The organism is Streptomyces griseus subsp. griseus (assembly GCF_000720255.1).
GTDB classification, from domain to species: Bacteria; Actinomycetota; Actinomycetes; order Streptomycetales; family Streptomycetaceae; genus Streptomyces; species Streptomyces griseus_I.
The window spans coordinates 1-14,798 of record NZ_JOJE01000060.1 but is presented as its reverse complement, the minus strand read 5'-3'; the positions used below and the strand labels follow the sequence as shown (position 1 = coordinate 14,798).

The window sequence follows — 14,798 nt, the reverse complement described above, 5'->3', positions numbered from 1 at the left end:
CGGGGCGCTTTTGCCCCTACGGCTCAATCGCGCTCTTTTCCGGTGTTTCCACCGTACGCAGATGAAGAGGGCGAACCGTCGCTCTACGGGGCGATACCGACCCTGGGAATCGTCGGGGTCATACCCTGAGCCGTGTCGTCCTGGCGGACCACGGCACGTTCCTGGCGCTCCACCCTGCGCCGCGTCCAGGAGCGGCCCAGGGGCACGATCGCGAGGTGTGCCAGGGCCACGCCCACGGTGTTCAGCAGGACCGAGTCGACGTCCGCGACCTGCCCGGGCACCCCGGTCTGCAGCAGCTCGATGCCCAGGGACAGCAGGGCCCCCACGGTGACCGTGCGGATCAGGGAGGAGAGAGGTGACACGGCGGTCCTGCCGTGTGCGAGGGGGAGCAGCACGCCCAGGGGGGCCAGGAGGGCGAGGCCCGCACCGATGCGGCGGACCGCCTCGAACCGGCCCATCGCGAGGTCGGCGCGGATACCGGCGAAAGGATGCAGGTTGGCGGGCATCACCCAGGGGACGTCCAACGGCCGCAGCGTCAACCAGGCGACGAACACGAGGTGTGCGAGCAGGAGGACACCCCCTGTCACACGGATGCGGATCGCGGCGCTGCCGCCGATGGAGCCTTGACGCTGCACGACCCCCAAGACGCGCCCCCCGGCACCTCCGGTTCCGGAGCCCCCCGTTTGTGGCTCGGTTCACCTCCGGGGCGCATGCCCTCTTTTCTCAGCCCTCCGTGACCGCCGAGGACGGGGGCTCCTTCGTGCCGGGGCGGGTGCGGACCTCGTCGGTGCACTCGTAGCGGCGGAGGGGGCCGGCTGCGGGGCCGCCGAGGATGACGGAGCCGTCGCCCTCGGCCGCGGCGGAGTCGGAGAAGGTGCAGACGAGCTGCGCCAGGGCGTAGGAGGTGAGGTCGCCGGGCGCGGTGCTCAGGCGCAGGGTGTCCTTCGGGTCCTTGGGCCGGGGGCCGCGTACCGACATGCCGCCGCGGACGTCCGTCGTGTAGCCGGCCTCCTTCTCGGCGGGCTCCGGTGTCTCGGCGAGCTGGTCGAGGAGGCCCTGGGCCACCAGGACGCGCCGCTGCGTGTCCGGCGCGCCGTCCGGGACGCGCACCGCGCGGTCGACGGCCACCAGGGACGAGCCGCACAGCAGGAACACCCGCACCGGCACCCCGCGCGAGGCCTGCGTCGAGATCTCCGGCTCGGAGAGCGAGCAGCGCGCCCGGGAAGGGGCCGCACCGAAGTCGGTGGGCACCTCCGTGGCCCGGATCCCGCACCCGGCGAGCATCCCGGCGAGGACCCCGGTGAGCAACGGGAACGCCAGCACCCGGCGCACGGTCATGCGGGGCGGGTTCACGCGGCGCACGGTCACGAGGCGTCCTCCTTGTCCTTGTCGGCCTGCTCCGTCAGCTCGGAGGCGTCCCGGGGGAGCCGCAGGGTGAACACCGCGCCGCCCTCGGGGGAGTTGGCCGCGGTGATCTCGCCGCCGTGGATGTGGGCGTTCTCCAGGGCGATGGAGAGGCCCAGGCCGCTGCCCTCGGAGCGGGGGCGGGAGGCGCTCGCCTTGTAGAAGCGGTCGAAGACGTGCGGCAGGACGTCCTCGGGGATGCCGGGGCCGTGGTCGCGCACCGCGATCACCAGGTGGTCGTCCTCCAGCCGCACCGACACCCGCACCGGCGACCCGCCGTGCTTGAGCGCGTTGCCGATCAGGTTGGCGAGGATGACGTCCAGGCGGCGCGGGTCGAGGCGGGAGTGGATACCTCGTTCGGCGTCCAGCTCCACCGCGTCCAGCCATGCTCGGGCGTCGATGCAGGCGGTGATCTGGTCGGCGATGTCCACGTCGTCGAGGACCAGGCGGGCGGTTCCCGCGTCGAAGCGGGTGACCTCCATCAGGTTCTCGACGAGGTCGTTCAGCCGCCGGGTCTCGCTCACCACCAGCCGCACCGCCGGCTCGATCATCGGATCCATGCTGCCCGCCTCGGAGTCCAGCTCCTCCTCCAGCACCTCCGTGACGGCGGTGATGGCGGTGAGCGGGGTGCGCAGCTCGTGCGACATGTCCGCCACGAACCGGCGGGAGGCGTCGTCCCGGGCGGCCATGTCCGCCACCCGCTTCTCCAGCGCCTCGGCGGCCAGGTTGAAGGTGCGGGAGAGATCGGCCAGTTCGTCCGTGCCGGAGACCCTGAGCCGGGTGTCCAGCCTGCCCTCGCCGAGCCGGCGGGCGGCGATCCCCAGGCGGTGCACCGGCTTCAGTACGGTCGTGGCGGCGGCCTGCGCGAGCAGCGCGGCGCCTATCAGCGCCAGCCCGGTGGCGATCCCCAGCGACCAGGCCAGCGAGTTGAGGTCCTTCGCCTCCGGCTCCAGCGACTTCAGCATGTAACCGGTCGGCCCGCCGCCGATCACGCGCGTACCGGCGACCAGATACGGCGTCCCGTCCTCGACGACCCGCTGCCAGTACACGTGGTAAGGCGACTTGTTGCTGTCGGTGACGCCCTGCTTCTTGTTCACGGCGTCCCGCAGCGTCTTGGGAACGTCCTCGAGCGAGAAGCCGCTCAGGCCCCCGGAGCTGCCGTAGACGGTCGTGCCGCCGGCGTCCTTCGCGACCAGCAGCACGCTGAAGTGCTGGCTGCTGTTGGCCATCTGCCCCGCGGTGTGCTGGAGCTCGTCCTGCGAGGGGCGCTCGGGCAGCGCGCCCGCGCGGTTCTGCATCTCCTGCTCGAAGTCCCGCAGCACCGCGCCCTGAGTGCGCGTGAGCACCGCCTCCCGGTTGAGCCAGTAGGCGATCCCGGACGCGGAGACGGCGGCGGTCAGCGCCACCAGACCGAAGACGACCACCAGCCGCAGCCGCAGACTGGTGAGGCGCAGCCGTGACAGTTTTCCCTTGCGTACCGCGGACCAGCCGCGGCCCCCCTGCTTGCCTTGTGTCACTGAGGAGTGTCCAGCCGGTAGCCCACGCCACGCACGGTACGGATCAGCGTCGGCGACGACGGCACGTCCTCGACCTTGGCGCGCAGCCGCTGCACGCACGCGTCGACGAGCCGCGAGTCACCGAGGTAGTCGTGCTCCCACACCAGCCGCAGCAGCTGCTGCCGCGACAGGGCCTGGCCGGGCCGCCGGCTCAGTTCAAGGAGCAGCCGCAGTTCAGTGGGGGTCAGCTGGAGGTCCTCGCCGTTCTTCGTCACCGTCATCGCCGCCCGGTCGATGACCAGGCTGCCGAAGCTCGCCGCGTCGTTCGACTCCCGCTCGCCGCGCCGCAGCACGGCCCGGATCCGGGCGTCGAGCACCCGGCCCTGGACGGGCTTGACCACATAGTCGTCGGCACCGGACTCCAGCCCGACGACCACGTCGATGTCGTCGCTGCGCGCGGTCAGCAGGATGATCGGCAGCTGGTCGGTGCGCCGGATGCGACGGCACACCTCGAAGCCGTCGATGCCGGGCAGCATCACGTCCAGCACGATCAGATCCGGCCGCTGCTCACGCAACAGCTTCAGACCGTCCTCACCGCTCGCAGCGGTCGCCACTCGGTGCCCCTGGCGCGTCAGTGAGAGCTCCAGGGCCGTACGGATGGCGTCGTCGTCCTCGATCAGCAACAGGGAAGGCACGGGCTCATTCTGGCCCATGGCAGGCCGGGGTAGCGACACCTGTACGGCTACGTGGCCATACCGTTCTTCTCCGTGACCGGACTGTGCGGACCCTGGGAGCCGCGACGCAGGACGACCCCTGTGACAGCTCTGTGACAGTCGGCGGACACGGCGATGAAGTGACCCCGGCAACATTTTCGGCACAGGCAAGGAAGCAAGGCGAAACACCGGAAGTCCACGACGGGGGGCGCGAGATGAACACGCTGCACGGCATCAGCACCAGGGCAGTCATCACTCGCCTCCACGACGTGAACGGGGGCCGGGGTTCCGAGAAGTCCGGCTCTGTGAGCGGGCGGGGGTGCGCTCGCAGCGCCGGGCGTCAGCACACCACGTACATGACGGTGGTTGACGCACACACGGGGGAGGCGGCTCACGGGGGAGCCGCGTACAGGGAGGACACGGGGGAGCGTCGTTCGCTGTCGGAGGCGGAGTTCACCGCCTACGTCCAGGAGCGCCGCGCCTCCCTGTACGCAACCGCCTACCACCTGACCGGCGACCGCTTCGAGGCCGAGGACCTGCTGCAGAGCGCGCTGTTCTCGACGTACAAGGCGTGGGACCGGATCAGCGACAAGGCCGCGGTCGGCGGATACCTCCGCCGGACGATGACCAACCTGCACATCAGCGCGTGGCGCCGCCGCAAGCTGAACGAGTACCCGACCGAGGAACTGCCGGAGACGCCCGGCGACACGGACGCGATGCGCGGCACCGAACTGCGCGCGGTCCTGTGGCAGGCGCTGGCCCGGCTGCCCGAACTCCAGCGCACCATGCTGGTCCTGCGCTACTACGAGGGCCGCACGGACCCGGAGATCGCGGAGATCCTCGACATCAGTGTCGGCACGGTGAAGTCCAGCATCTGGCGGTCGCTCCGCCGGCTGCGCGAGGACGAGGTCCTCAGCTTCGGCCGTGACGAGGAGAACGCCTTCGGCGAGCTGGTCGCCTGAGGCTGGGGGACGCGGGGGAGCGGTAGAACGGGGGAGCGGTAAAAACGGGGGCCCACCGGGGGGACACGGGGGACCCACGGGGAAATAGGGAGCGGGACTGGAGGGCCGGGGGGTCCGTCCAGTCCCGCTTTTCCGTGTGTGCGGCCCCTTCGGTCGGGCCCGCTCAGGCCGCCGTCCGCGTCGTCCGCGTGGAGCGGCCCGCCGCCGCGGCCGCCAGGCGACCCATCGCCTCGTCCCGGTCGCAGGCGTACGCGCCCAGCGCCGTCTGGCGGGCCACGATGGAACGCTCGGCGCGCATCAGGCGCCAGCCGCGCCGCAGCAGGAACGGCACCGACTTGCGGCCCTCCTTCAGGTCCCGCAGGAAGCGTCGCCGGAAAGTCGTCAGCGGGCCGCGGCTCAGGCACAGCGCGTCGGCGAGGACGCCCAGTTCACGGCAGCGGTTCACGATCTCGGCGGCGAAGATGCCCTCCGCGATGAACAACGGGGTCCGCCCGATGTCCACGCCCTCCTCACCGGTGCGGGCGCTCAACGAGATGTCGTACACGGGAACGTGCGTACGGCCGCTGCGGCACAGTTCCACGATCGCGGCGATCGCGGTGTCCGCGTCCCAGGAGTCGGGGTGGTCCCAGTCGATGTCGGAACTGCCCAGCACCAGCGGCAGCGTGGGGTCGTCGCCCTCCTTGTAGAAGTCGTCGAGCCGCAGCACCGGAAGGCCGGAGCGGGCCGCGAGAAGGGACTTGCCGGAGCCCGAGGGGCCGCAGAGCAGCACGACGCGCGCGGATATGGGCGGATGGGAACTCACGGGACACCAGTGTGAGGCATGAACGCCACCCCGACGACACCGCGGGTCCGCTTTGAAGCCCGCGTCACACCTCAACTACGCTTCGTGCCGTCCTGATTACCTTCCGCAGCAGAAAGTGGGCACCGTGATGGCCCGACACGCCTCTGTCCGGACCTCGACCCGCCGCCGCGCCCTGGTCGCCCTCGCAACGGCGGGGGTGGCGTTGGGCGCGGGAGCGACGACCGCGGCCGCCGCCGAGGCACCCGCGGCCGACCTGGTCCGCACGGGTTCGGCCGCGCTCGACAAGGTCGAACCGGGGGCCGGCGCCCAGGCCGTGACCGACACGGTCGGCCATGTCACGGGCGCGGCCCAGAACCTCAAGCCGAACCCGCTCGCCGGCACCGGCGTCGACCCCCTCGACAACGGCGTCGGCACCGAGGTCGCCGACTTCCGGCCGGTGAACTCCCAGGACGTGACGGGGCCGGTGACCCAGGCGGATTCCGTCGGGGAGATTCCGGCGCTGAGGCGGACGACGGTCCGGAACGGCTGACGCGGGCGCGAGACAGGGCCGTGTCTCCTCCGGGCGGAGAGGAGGCACGGCCCGCTCGTTTCAGGAAGCCGTCAGTACGACGAGCCCGACGCGCCCAGCGACCCCGTCGGGTGCCAGACCGTCTTCGTCTCCAGGAAGGCCGTCATGCGGTCGATGCCCGGGGTCGCCGACCAGTCGTCCACAGGCTGTGGACGCAGGACGCGCTTCAGGTTGTCCGCGGCGGCGATCTCCAGCTCCTTCGCCAGCACCTCGTCGGCGCCCGCGAGGTCGATCGCGTTGACGTCCTGGTGCGCGGCGAGCGGCGTCGCGATCTCCGCCGTGACGCCCGAGAGGACGTTGACGACACCGCCGGGCACGTCGGAGGTGGCGAGCACCTCGGCCAGGGAGAGCGCGGGGAGGGGGGACTTCTCGGAGGTGACGACGACCGCCGTGTTGCCGGTGGCGATCACCGGGGCGAGCACCGAGACCAGGCCCAGGAAGGACGACTCCTGGGGGGCCACGACGGCCACGACACCGGTCGGCTCGGGTGAGGAGAGGTTGAAGTACGGGCCCGCGACCGGGTTGCCGCCGCCGATCACCTGGGCGATCTTGTCGGTCCAGCCCGCGTACCAGACCCAGCGGTCGATGGTCGCGTCCACCTGTTCGGCGGCCTTCGACTTCGACAGGCCCTCGGCGTCGGCCACCTCGTGGACGAACTGCGCCCTGCGGCCCTCCAGCATCTCCGCGACGCGGTAGAGGACCTGGCCACGGTTGTACGCCGTCGCGCCGGCCCAGCCGCCGAACGCCTTGCGGGCGGCCACGACCGCGTCCCGGGCGTCCTTGCGGGAGGAGAGGGGCGCGTTCGCCAGCCACTTGCCCTTTGCGTCGGTCACCTCGTACACCCGGCCGCTCTCGGAACGCGGGAACTTCCCGCCGACGTACAGCTTGTAGGTCTTGAACACCGACAGTCGTGCATCAGACATCGAGGTACGCCTCCAGGCCGTGGCGGCCGCCCTCGCGGCCGAAGCCCGACTCCTTGTAACCGCCGAACGGCGAGGTCGGGTCGAACTTGTTGAACGTGTTGGACCAGACGACACCCGCGCGGAGCTTGTTCGCCACCGCGAGGATGCGGGAGCCCTTCTCCGTCCAGATGCCCGCGGAGAGTCCGTAGGGGGTGTTGTTGGCCTTGGCGACAGCCTCGTCCGGGGTGCGGAAGGTGAGGACGGACAGCACCGGGCCGAAGATCTCGTCGCGGGCGATCCGGTGCGCCTGGGTGACGTTGGTGAAGAGCGTCGGGGCGAACCAGTAACCGGCGGTGGGCAGTTCGCAGGCCGGGGACCAGCGCTCGGCGCCCTCCGCCTCGCCCTGCTCGACGAGTGAGGTGATGCGGGTGAGCTGTTCCGCGGAGTTGATCGCGCCGATGTCGGTGTTCTTGTCGAGGGGGTCGCCGAGGCGGAGGGTGGAGAGGCGGCGCTTCAGCGAATCCAGCAGCTCGTCCTGGATCGACTCCTGGACCAGCAGACGGGAGCCCGCGCAGCAGACCTGGCCCTGATTGAAGAAGATGCCGTTGACGATGCCCTCGACGGCCTGGTCGATCGGGGCGTCGTCGAAGACGATGTTCGCGCCCTTGCCGCCCAGTTCGAGGGTGAGCTTCTTGCGGCTGCCGGCGACCGTGCGGGCGATCTCCTTGCCTACGGCCGTGGAGCCGGTGAAGGCGACCTTGTCGACGTCCGGGTGCGCGACGAGCGCGGCGCCCGTGTCGCCGTAGCCCGGGAGGATGTTGACGACGCCCTTGGGCAGGCCCGCCTGGCGGCAGATGTCGGCGAAGAACAGAGCCGAGAGGGGGGTCGTCTCGGCGGGCTTCAGGACGACCGTGTTGCCGGTGGCCAGCGCCGGGGCGATCTTCCACGCCAGCATCAGCAGCGGGAAGTTCCAGGGGATGACCTGGCCGGCCACGCCGAGCGGCTTCGGGTTCAGCCCGAAGCCCGCGTGGTCGAGCTTGTCCGCCCAGCCCGCGTAGTAGAAGAAGTGCGCGGCGACCAGGGGGAGGTCGGCGTCGCGGGTCTCCTTGATGGGCTTGCCGTTGTCCAGGGTTTCGAGGACGGCGAGCTCGCGGCTGCGCTCCTGGATGATCCGGGCGATGCGGAACAGGTACTTGGCGCGCTCGGCGCCGGGCAGCGCCGACCACTTCTCGAAGGCCCTGCGGGCCGCCTTGACCGCGCGGTCGACGTCCTCGGCGCCGGCCTGGGCGATCTCGGAGAGGACCTCCTCCGACGAGGGCGAGACGGTCTTGAAGACCTTGCCGTCGGCCGCCTCCACGAACTCGCCGTCGATGAAGAGGCCGTAGGAGGGGGCGATGTCGACGATCGAGCGGGACTCGGGCGCCGGTGCGTACTCGAATACGGAAGCCATGTAGATCAGTCCACCGTCACGTAGTCGGGGCCGGAGTAGCGGCCGGTGGCCAGCTTCTGGCGCTGCATCAGCAGGTCGTTGAGGAGCGAGGAGGCGCCGAAGCGGAACCAGTGGTTGTCCAGCCAGTCCTCGCCGACGGTCTCGTTGACCAGGACGAGGAACTTGATCGCGTCCTTGCTGGTGCGGATGCCTCCGGCGGGCTTCACCCCGACCTGTACCCCCGTCTGGGCACGGAAGTCGCGGACGGCCTCCAGCATCAGGAGCGTGTTGGCGGGGGTGGCGTTCACGGCCACCTTGCCGGTCGAGGTCTTGATGAAGTCGGCCCCGGCGAGCATGCCGAGCCAGCTGGCGCGGCGGATGTTGTCGTACGTCGAGAGCTCACCGGTCTCGAAGATGACCTTCAGCCGGGCGCCCGTGCCGCAGGCCTCGCGCACGGCGACGATCTCGTCGTACACCTTCGCGTACCGCCCCGCGAGGAACGCCCCGCGGTCGATGACCATGTCGATCTCGTCGGCGCCCGCGGCGACGGCGTCACGCACGTCGGACAGCTTCACGTCGAGGGCGGCGCGGCCCGCCGGGAAGGAGGTGGCGACCGAGGCGACCTTCACGCTCGACCCCGCGACGGCCTCCTTGGCGGCGGCCACCATGTCGGGGTAGACGCAGACCGCGGCGGTGGCCGGAGTCGTACGGTCGGTGGGGTCGGGGTGGACCGCCTTGGCGCCGAGCGCCCGGACCTTGCCCGGGGTGTCCGCGCCTTCCAGCGTCGTCAGGTCGACCATCGAGATGGCCAGGTCGATGGCGTAGGCCTTGGCGGTCGTCTTGATGGAACGGGTGCCGAGGGAGGCGGCGCGCGCCTCCAGGCCGACCGCGTCGACGCCGGGCAGCCCGTGGAGGAAGCGGCGCAGTGAGCTGTCGGACGCGGTGACGTCCGCCAGGGCGTGTGCTGCGGAGGGGGCATTGGTGGGCATGGTCACCAGACGAGCATATCTACGCGCGTAGCGGCTGTATACCCCCGGGTGCTCGTCCCGCGTGTGCCACCACGCATGAGCGCCCTCCACCTCGTCGTGCAGAATCAGGACCATGACGACCCCCGACGACCCGTCTCCCGCTCCGCAGCCCCCGGCGCCCCTCTCCAAGGACCGGATCTACCGGTCGCCCGCGGGCATCGCCGGCGGTGTGCTGCTCCTCGCCATCGTGGGCTGGCTCGGCATCGACGCCATCGTCGCGGGGCGCGGCCGCACGCCGTGGCTGGCGCTCGCCACGCTGATCCTGCTCGTACCGCTGGTGGTCGCCTTCACGCTGCGGCCCGCCGTCCTCGCCAACGAGGACCGGCTGCGCATCCGCAACCCGTTCCGCGTGATCGTGGTGCCGTGGGGGCAGGTCGCCTCGCTGCGCTCCGGCTACTCCAACGAGGTCGTCGCCACCTCCGGGACCAAGTACCAGCTCTGGGCCATCCCCGTCTCGCTGCGGGCCCGCAAGAAGGCGGCACGCCGGCAGGCCCGGGTGGCGGCCGGTGACGGTGGCCGCGCAGGACTCGGCGGGCGGTCGGGCGGCGGCTTCGGCGGACCGCTGGGCGGCTTCTCGGGTGGCGGCCGCGCCCAGTCCGATCCGGACGGGCCGGCGCGCGCCGAGACCGACAAGGTCATGGACGACCTGCGTGAGCTCAGGGAAGCGCGGGAGAAGGAGGAGAGCGCGCAGGGAGAGGTGACCGTCAGGTGGGCCTGGGAGGTCGTGGCGCCCGCGGTGGCGGGGGCGGTGTTGCTGGGGATCTTGCTGGCAGTGGGGTGAGTGTGGTCCGCGGCGGCTGAGGTTCGTGGTCGGCTGACCGGTTTGTTGTGGTTGATCGCACGGGTCCCCGCGGCCCCCTGGGAGGGGCGCTCGGCGTGGGCGGAGAGGAAAAGTCACCCATGAGTACGGCTTCCGGAGAGCCCTTGCCGTTGCCGGTGTCCGCCATACCCGACGGATGTCTGCCCTGGAGCTCGGAGCAGGCGCGGCGCTGGACGCAGGCGTTGCCGGCGCGGTGGGTGCCGGTGCGGTTGCGGACGTCGGCCCTGGTGACGGTGCTGCTGCTCGCCGCGGGGGGCGCCGGGCTCCTGGCCGGATACACCGCGCTGCCCGCCTGGGTCGCCGCGCTCTGCGCGCTGCAACTCGTCTGGGGGGCGGCGCGGCCCGAGGCTGTGCGGGTCTCGGCGCCGGTGGTGATCGCTCTGGTGCTTGTGTACGGCGGTGCGCTGCCATGGGCGGGGGCCCTGGGGCTCGTCCTGGCGTCGGCGCTGCTGTGGGTGACCGCCGAGCTGCGACTGGCCGCGCGGAAGCGGCAGCGGGAGGCGGCGAGGGCGGCCACCGGGGGCGTGACGGCCGGACCGCCGAACGCGCGAGGCCCCGTGCCGCGCGGGAAGCTGCTCGGCGTGGTCGGATGCGGCCTGGTCGTCGCCGGTGTCGTACTGGTCGCCACCGCGGGGCTCTGGGACGGCGAGGAGGGCCGCTGGTCGGCTCCCGTGATCGGTTGGTACGTGGTCGGGCTCGGTGTCACCGTCGCCCTTTCCTCCGCTCTGGCCCATCGCCGCGCCGCGGCCCTGCGCCGGGCGCCCGTGCCCGTGCTGCGGGTGCTGGTGCGGGAGAACTCCGACGTCGACGCCGAGGTGTACGCGGCCGACGACACGGCGGGCCTGCGGCCCCTGTTCACCGTCGCGACCGCGGAGGTCGACGAGGACTCCGACCAGTCGGACGATCCTGAGGCCGACGAGAAGGAACTGGCCGAGTTCCTCGACCGGCTCGACGACGACACCCCCGGGCCCCTGCGCGAGGCGGTCCTCTACGGGCTGCCGTACGACGGCGCGGAGGTCCTGCTGGTCGGCGCCGCCGAGGAGCCGGACGAGCCGCCCGTTGTGGAGCGGTCGACCGGACCCGTACGTCCCCTGTCCGACGGTTTCGTACGGCAGTGGACCGCCCGCGAGAAGCAGACCGCCGTGGGGGAGGCCAGGCAGGAGGAGCTGCGGCTGGCGGCCGCGGCCGCCGTCGCCGCAGTGCCGCGCGACGCCCGGCCCGTGCCCGTGCGGCACTGGCGTGCCGGGTGGGCCGACCGGCTCTTCGCCGCGCTGGCCCTGCTGTGGTGCGCCGTCCTCGTCGGTGGCGAGACCGGCCTCTGGCGCTACGTCCCCGGCGTCGTCGGTGGCGTCATCGCCGTGTTCATGCTGCCGAACCTGCTCGCCTGGCGCGTCACCGCGGACAGCACCGGCCTGTGGATCAGCGGGCTGCGCCGGACCCGGCACGTCGCCTGGGACCACATCAGGGTCGTCCTCGCCAAGGGGAGCAGCCTGAAGATCGATAGCCACCGGGCGTCCTTCGACGAATGGACGGTGCCCTCGGCCCGCTGGCGGTGGCTGGAGCGGCGGGCCGGCCTGCTGCATCCGCACGAGCGGACGGCCGCCGAGATCGCCGCGATGTGGCACGAGCCCTCGGCCCGGCCGGCCGACGAGAGCGACGAGCGGCGGCGGGGGCGGGCGTTGTGGCCGCTCGCCGTGGTGGTCGCGGTGGCGTGGGCGGCGGCGCTGGTACTCCTTCCCTAGGCGTGTGTGGGCCTGCGTGAACCTGCAGGGCGCAGGCGCCTGCGCAGGCCGGTTCAGGGCGCGCTCGGCCAGACCAGCGCCATGTACGCGCCGCAGTACGCCGACCCCGTCACGGCCGCTGTCAGGGCGAGGAGGCGGTAGCGGGGGGAGGAGTGGGACAGGTGGCGGGCGAGAGGGAGGAGGAGCGGGAAGGCGGGGAGGAGAAAGCGGGCGCGGGGGAAGTACACACCGCCGCTGCCCAGGACGATCGCCAGCAGGACGCCCGTGAAGACGAGCAGCGGGAGCGGCTGCCGGTCGGCCACGGCGAGGCCGTAGAGGACCACGGACCCGATCAGCGTCAGGGTGACCAGCACCAGGAACAGCTCGGGCGTCGAGTCGTACGCCAGCAACTCCCGCATCCGGCGCAGGGTCTCGCGGCCGCCGTCCCACTCGTTGTGCCAGAGGCGCTGTACGGCGAAGTACCCGTCCCAGCGGCCCAGTCTGAGGCCCACCCAGCCGACGTAGGCGCACCAGCCGAGCGGGGCGAGGACGGCGGCGACGAGCGCCGAGGGCCGGACGCGCAGGGACGGCAGGGCGGTGACGGTGACCGCGACGGCCAGTGCGATGCCGGTCGGGCGGGTCAGGCCGGCCAGTGCGGCCAGGGTGCCCGCCCACAGCCAGCGGCCGGTCAGAACGGCGTACAGCGCCCAGGCGGCGAAGGCCGTGAAGAGGGACTCCGTGTAGCCCATCCACTGCACCAGACCGACCGGGAGCGTCGCCCACAGCACGGTGAGCAGGACGCCGACGCGTCGGCCGTGCAGACGGTCGGCGACGGCGAAGATCCCCCAGGCCGCCAGCACCGAGGCCACGACGGCGAGGCACAGGCCGACGGTCGCGCGCGAGCCGGGGGTGACGGCCGCGACCGCCTTCACCAGCACCGGATGCAGCGGGAAGAAGGCCAGGTTGTTGGCGTCGTACGCGGTGCCCAGCGTGCGGGCGTACCCGTGGTCGGCGATACCGAGGTACCAGTCGGCGTCCCACCGTGTCGCCAGGAGAGGCCAGACGCCGTGGTGCTTGCGGTGCGCCCAGACCGCGAGGACGAGGAGGCCCGCGGCGCGTACGCAGGTGTAGGCCAGCAGGGCGGGGGCCGCGCGGCGCAGGGTCGGCGGGGCGAGGCCCGGCTCGGGGCTGCCCGGGCGCCTCCGGGTGCCCGGGACGAGGCCGCTGCGGGCGGTTTCGGGGGCGGTCGAGGACACGGCGCGGGCTCCAGGACTCGGCGGGCGGTACCGGCCCACCGTTTCCCGGGGAGGGAGGCCGCGCGGGGAGCGTGCGTCGGTTGTCGGGGCGAAATCACTCGATGGGGTGCGCGCTGTGGGCTCAGGCTGAAGGCTGTCCCGCAATGAGCGAGCCGAGGTGCAAGGAACCGGTCGTCACGCGTCCTGGTAGAGGTTGACGATGTTGCCGTCCGGGTCACGCAGCCACACCGAGCGGCGTCCCCAGGGCTGGGTTGTCGGCGGCTTGAGGATCTCGATGCCCCGAGCCCGCAGCCGTTCGTGGCGTGCGTCCACGTCGGCGACCTGGAACTCCAGGGTGAAGCCTCCGCTCGCAGCGGCGGCCATCGATCCAGGCACCATCGACTCCATGCCCTGTGCGGAGAAAAACGACAGGACGGCACCGGGGACTGTCACCAGGGCGAAGGGGTCGCTCCCTTCGACATCTGCGTCCAGGACCGCGGCATAGAAGGCGGCGAGGGCCGGGACATCGTCGGTGATCAGGGCAGTTCCGGTGAAGTGTGGCTGCATCCCGGCATCGTAGGTCGAGGGTCGGACACCGGGCCCTGGAGATAAGGAACCTGCCGGACTCGGGTGACATGATCTTGTCGTGTCTGGTGTGATCACGGCGTCGGAGCCTTTCACGCTGCGCCAGTTGGCACCGCTGTTCGGGGTATCGACGTCGGCCGCCGACCGCATCATCGACCACCTCGGCCCTTCGCTCGCGCTCCAGCAGCGCAAGCGGTTCCGCAAGGACGCCGTACTGATCGTGGACGGAACCCTGGTGCCCACTCGCGATCACACCATCGCCGAGCAATCGAAAAACTACCGGTATTCCACCAACCACCAGGTCGTCATCGACGCCGACACCCGCCTGGTCGTCGCTGTCGGCCGGCCTCTGCCCGGCAACCGCAACGACTGCAGGGCATGGGAACTGTCCGGGGCCAAAGCCGCCGTCGGTACGACCACCGTCATCGCGGACGGAGGCTACCGGGGCACCGGTCTGGTCATCCCACACCGCCGAGGGAAGGGCCAGAGCGAACTCCCCGCCTGGAAGGAGGAACACAACGCTTCCCACCGCAAAGTCCGCGCCCGCGTCGAGCACGCCTTCGCCCGCATGAAGACCTGGAAGATCCTGCGCGACTGCCGTCTCAAAGGCGATGGCGTCCACCACGCCATGCTCGGTATCGCCCGCCTGCACAACCTTGCCCTCGCCGGGTGACCGAGAAGACGAGCAGGTTAGCCAGCACGCCGTAGATCATTTATGGGACAATGCCGGCCGAGCCGCTCGCTCGGTTCGATCCCGGGACGCGCGATGCGCGGGACGAGCCCTCGCTCGCGCAGCCAGGTGAGGTGTTCGGCGGAGGAGGACGGCGGGTATACCGCGGATCAGCGGCTTCAGAGCCAGGCTGTCGTGGGTGTTCGCACCGGACACCGCGACGGCCAGCGGGATGCCCTGGGCCTCGGACAGCACATGCAGCTTGCTGCCCTTCTTGCCGCGATCGACCGGGTTCGGCCCGGTCAGCGTGCCCCCCTTTTGGCCCGGACCGAGGCGGCATCGACGATCGCCGAGGCCCAGTCCAGCTCGCCCCGCGCACCGAGTTCGTCCAGGACCGCCCGGTGGAGCCGACGCCACAGTCCCGCCCGGGTCCACGCGGTGAACCGGCGATGCGCGGTCGCGG

At 71.6% G+C, this 14,798-nt stretch carries 15 protein-coding genes and 1 pseudogene; 5 read left to right on the top strand and 11 right to left on the bottom strand.

Features of this window, described 5'->3' with window-relative positions; translation table 11 throughout:
* Positions 1-83: 83 nt before the first annotated feature.
* The 4 genes from IG99_RS40530 to afsQ1 form a co-directional block, all read right to left on the bottom strand.
* On the bottom strand, positions 84-635 hold the full coding sequence (locus tag IG99_RS40530) for a VanZ family protein (RefSeq protein WP_037683455.1): 552 nt from the start codon (positions 633-635) through the stop codon (positions 84-86).
* 88 nt (positions 636-723) lie between these two features.
* Entirely contained in the window at positions 724-1,338 is a 615-nt protein-coding gene (locus IG99_RS40525) for a hypothetical protein (protein ID WP_037683492.1), read from the bottom strand.
* Positions 1,339-1,364: 26 nt separating this feature from the next.
* Positions 1,365-2,921 (bottom strand): sensor histidine kinase, encoded by a 1,557-nt coding sequence (locus IG99_RS40520; protein ID WP_037683452.1) that lies wholly within the window; start codon positions 2,919-2,921, stop codon positions 1,365-1,367.
* Positions 2,918-3,595, bottom strand: coding sequence for a two-component system response regulator AfsQ1 (gene afsQ1, locus IG99_RS40515; RefSeq protein WP_037683450.1), 678 nt, complete (start codon positions 3,593-3,595; stop codon positions 2,918-2,920). The genes IG99_RS40520 and afsQ1 overlap by 4 nt, the downstream gene beginning before the upstream one ends.
* Before the next feature lie 233 nt (positions 3,596-3,828).
* Between afsQ1 and IG99_RS40510 the strand changes: the two genes are divergently transcribed.
* Positions 3,829-4,575 (top strand): SigE family RNA polymerase sigma factor, encoded by a 747-nt coding sequence (locus tag IG99_RS40510; RefSeq protein ID WP_037683448.1) that lies wholly within the window; start codon positions 3,829-3,831, stop codon positions 4,573-4,575.
* A 163-nt stretch (positions 4,576-4,738) separates the two neighbouring features.
* Here IG99_RS40510 and IG99_RS40505 read toward each other — a convergent pair whose 3' ends face one another.
* Positions 4,739-5,377 carry a uridine kinase family protein gene (locus tag IG99_RS40505; RefSeq protein ID WP_078948210.1) on the bottom strand — a complete coding sequence of 213 codons (639 nt, stop codon included), beginning with the start codon at positions 5,375-5,377 and terminating at the stop codon, positions 4,739-4,741.
* A gap of 127 nt (positions 5,378-5,504) precedes the next feature.
* Between IG99_RS40505 and IG99_RS40500 the strand changes: the two genes are divergently transcribed.
* Positions 5,505-5,906, top strand: coding sequence for a hypothetical protein (locus IG99_RS40500; RefSeq protein ID WP_037683491.1), 402 nt, complete (start codon positions 5,505-5,507; stop codon positions 5,904-5,906).
* 71 nt (positions 5,907-5,977) lie between these two features.
* Here IG99_RS40500 and IG99_RS40495 read toward each other — a convergent pair whose 3' ends face one another.
* Genes IG99_RS40495 through deoC form a run of 3 tightly spaced genes read right to left on the bottom strand, consistent with a single transcriptional unit; the run spans position 5,978 to position 9,265 of the window.
* Positions 5,978-6,868 carry an aldehyde dehydrogenase family protein gene (locus IG99_RS40495; RefSeq protein WP_037683444.1) on the bottom strand — a complete coding sequence of 297 codons (891 nt, stop codon included), beginning with the start codon at positions 6,866-6,868 and terminating at the stop codon, positions 5,978-5,980.
* Positions 6,861-8,297 (bottom strand): aldehyde dehydrogenase family protein, encoded by a 1,437-nt coding sequence (locus IG99_RS40490; RefSeq protein ID WP_037683443.1) that lies wholly within the window; start codon positions 8,295-8,297, stop codon positions 6,861-6,863. The genes IG99_RS40495 and IG99_RS40490 overlap by 8 nt, the downstream gene beginning before the upstream one ends.
* Before the next feature lie 5 nt (positions 8,298-8,302).
* Positions 8,303-9,265, bottom strand: coding sequence for a deoxyribose-phosphate aldolase (gene deoC, locus IG99_RS40485; protein ID WP_037683489.1), 963 nt, complete (start codon positions 9,263-9,265; stop codon positions 8,303-8,305).
* A gap of 112 nt (positions 9,266-9,377) precedes the next feature.
* On the opposite strand from deoC, the gene IG99_RS40480 reads away from it, so the two are divergent.
* Positions 9,378-10,085, top strand: a complete 708-nt coding sequence (locus IG99_RS40480) for a PH domain-containing protein (RefSeq protein WP_037683441.1) — start codon at positions 9,378-9,380, stop codon at positions 10,083-10,085.
* A gap of 119 nt (positions 10,086-10,204) precedes the next feature.
* Positions 10,205-11,866 (top strand): hypothetical protein, encoded by a 1,662-nt coding sequence (locus IG99_RS40475; protein ID WP_037683440.1) that lies wholly within the window; start codon positions 10,205-10,207, stop codon positions 11,864-11,866.
* A 53-nt stretch (positions 11,867-11,919) separates the two neighbouring features.
* On the opposite strand, the gene IG99_RS40470 is transcribed toward IG99_RS40475, so the two are convergent.
* Both IG99_RS40470 and IG99_RS40465 read right to left on the bottom strand, forming a co-directional pair.
* Positions 11,920-13,101, bottom strand: coding sequence for a glycosyltransferase family 39 protein (locus IG99_RS40470; protein ID WP_051866538.1), 1,182 nt, complete (start codon positions 13,099-13,101; stop codon positions 11,920-11,922).
* Positions 13,102-13,275: 174 nt separating this feature from the next.
* On the bottom strand, positions 13,276-13,647 hold the full coding sequence (locus IG99_RS40465) for a VOC family protein (RefSeq protein WP_037683437.1): 372 nt from the start codon (positions 13,645-13,647) through the stop codon (positions 13,276-13,278).
* A gap of 112 nt (positions 13,648-13,759) precedes the next feature.
* Here IG99_RS40465 and IG99_RS40460 point away from each other — a divergent pair.
* Positions 13,760-14,338, top strand: a pseudogene (locus tag IG99_RS40460) (transposase); the annotation flags it as partial.
* A 36-nt stretch (positions 14,339-14,374) separates the two neighbouring features.
* On the opposite strand, the gene IG99_RS52255 reads toward IG99_RS40460, so the two are convergent.
* A complete protein-coding gene (locus IG99_RS52255) occupies positions 14,375-14,752 on the bottom strand; it encodes a transposase (protein WP_394298082.1) in 378 nt (125 codons plus the stop codon).
* Between the last annotated feature and the right edge of the window lie 46 nt (positions 14,753-14,798).

What these genes read in the sequence shown, in the direction of transcription:
- IG99_RS40525 (WP_037683492.1), bottom strand. Translation starts at nt 1,338, where the DNA reads ATGACCGTGCGCCGGGTGCTGGCGTTCCCGTTGCTCACCGGGGTCCTC.
- IG99_RS40510 (WP_037683448.1), top strand. Translation starts at nt 3,829, where the DNA reads ATGAACACGCTGCACGGCATCAGCACCAGGGCAGTCATCACTCGCCTC.
- IG99_RS40500 (WP_037683491.1), top strand. Translation starts at nt 5,505, where the DNA reads ATGGCCCGACACGCCTCTGTCCGGACCTCGACCCGCCGCCGCGCCCTG.
- IG99_RS40495 (WP_037683444.1), bottom strand. Translation starts at nt 6,868, where the DNA reads ATGTCTGATGCACGACTGTCGGTGTTCAAGACCTACAAGCTGTACGTC.
- IG99_RS40490 (WP_037683443.1), bottom strand. Translation starts at nt 8,297, where the DNA reads ATGGCTTCCGTATTCGAGTACGCACCGGCGCCCGAGTCCCGCTCGATC.
- deoC (WP_037683489.1), bottom strand. Translation starts at nt 9,265, where the DNA reads ATGCCCACCAATGCCCCCTCCGCAGCACACGCCCTGGCGGACGTCACC.
- IG99_RS40480 (WP_037683441.1), top strand. Translation starts at nt 9,378, where the DNA reads ATGACGACCCCCGACGACCCGTCTCCCGCTCCGCAGCCCCCGGCGCCC.
- IG99_RS40475 (WP_037683440.1), top strand. Translation starts at nt 10,205, where the DNA reads ATGAGTACGGCTTCCGGAGAGCCCTTGCCGTTGCCGGTGTCCGCCATA.
- IG99_RS40465 (WP_037683437.1), bottom strand. Translation starts at nt 13,647, where the DNA reads ATGCAGCCACACTTCACCGGAACTGCCCTGATCACCGACGATGTCCCG.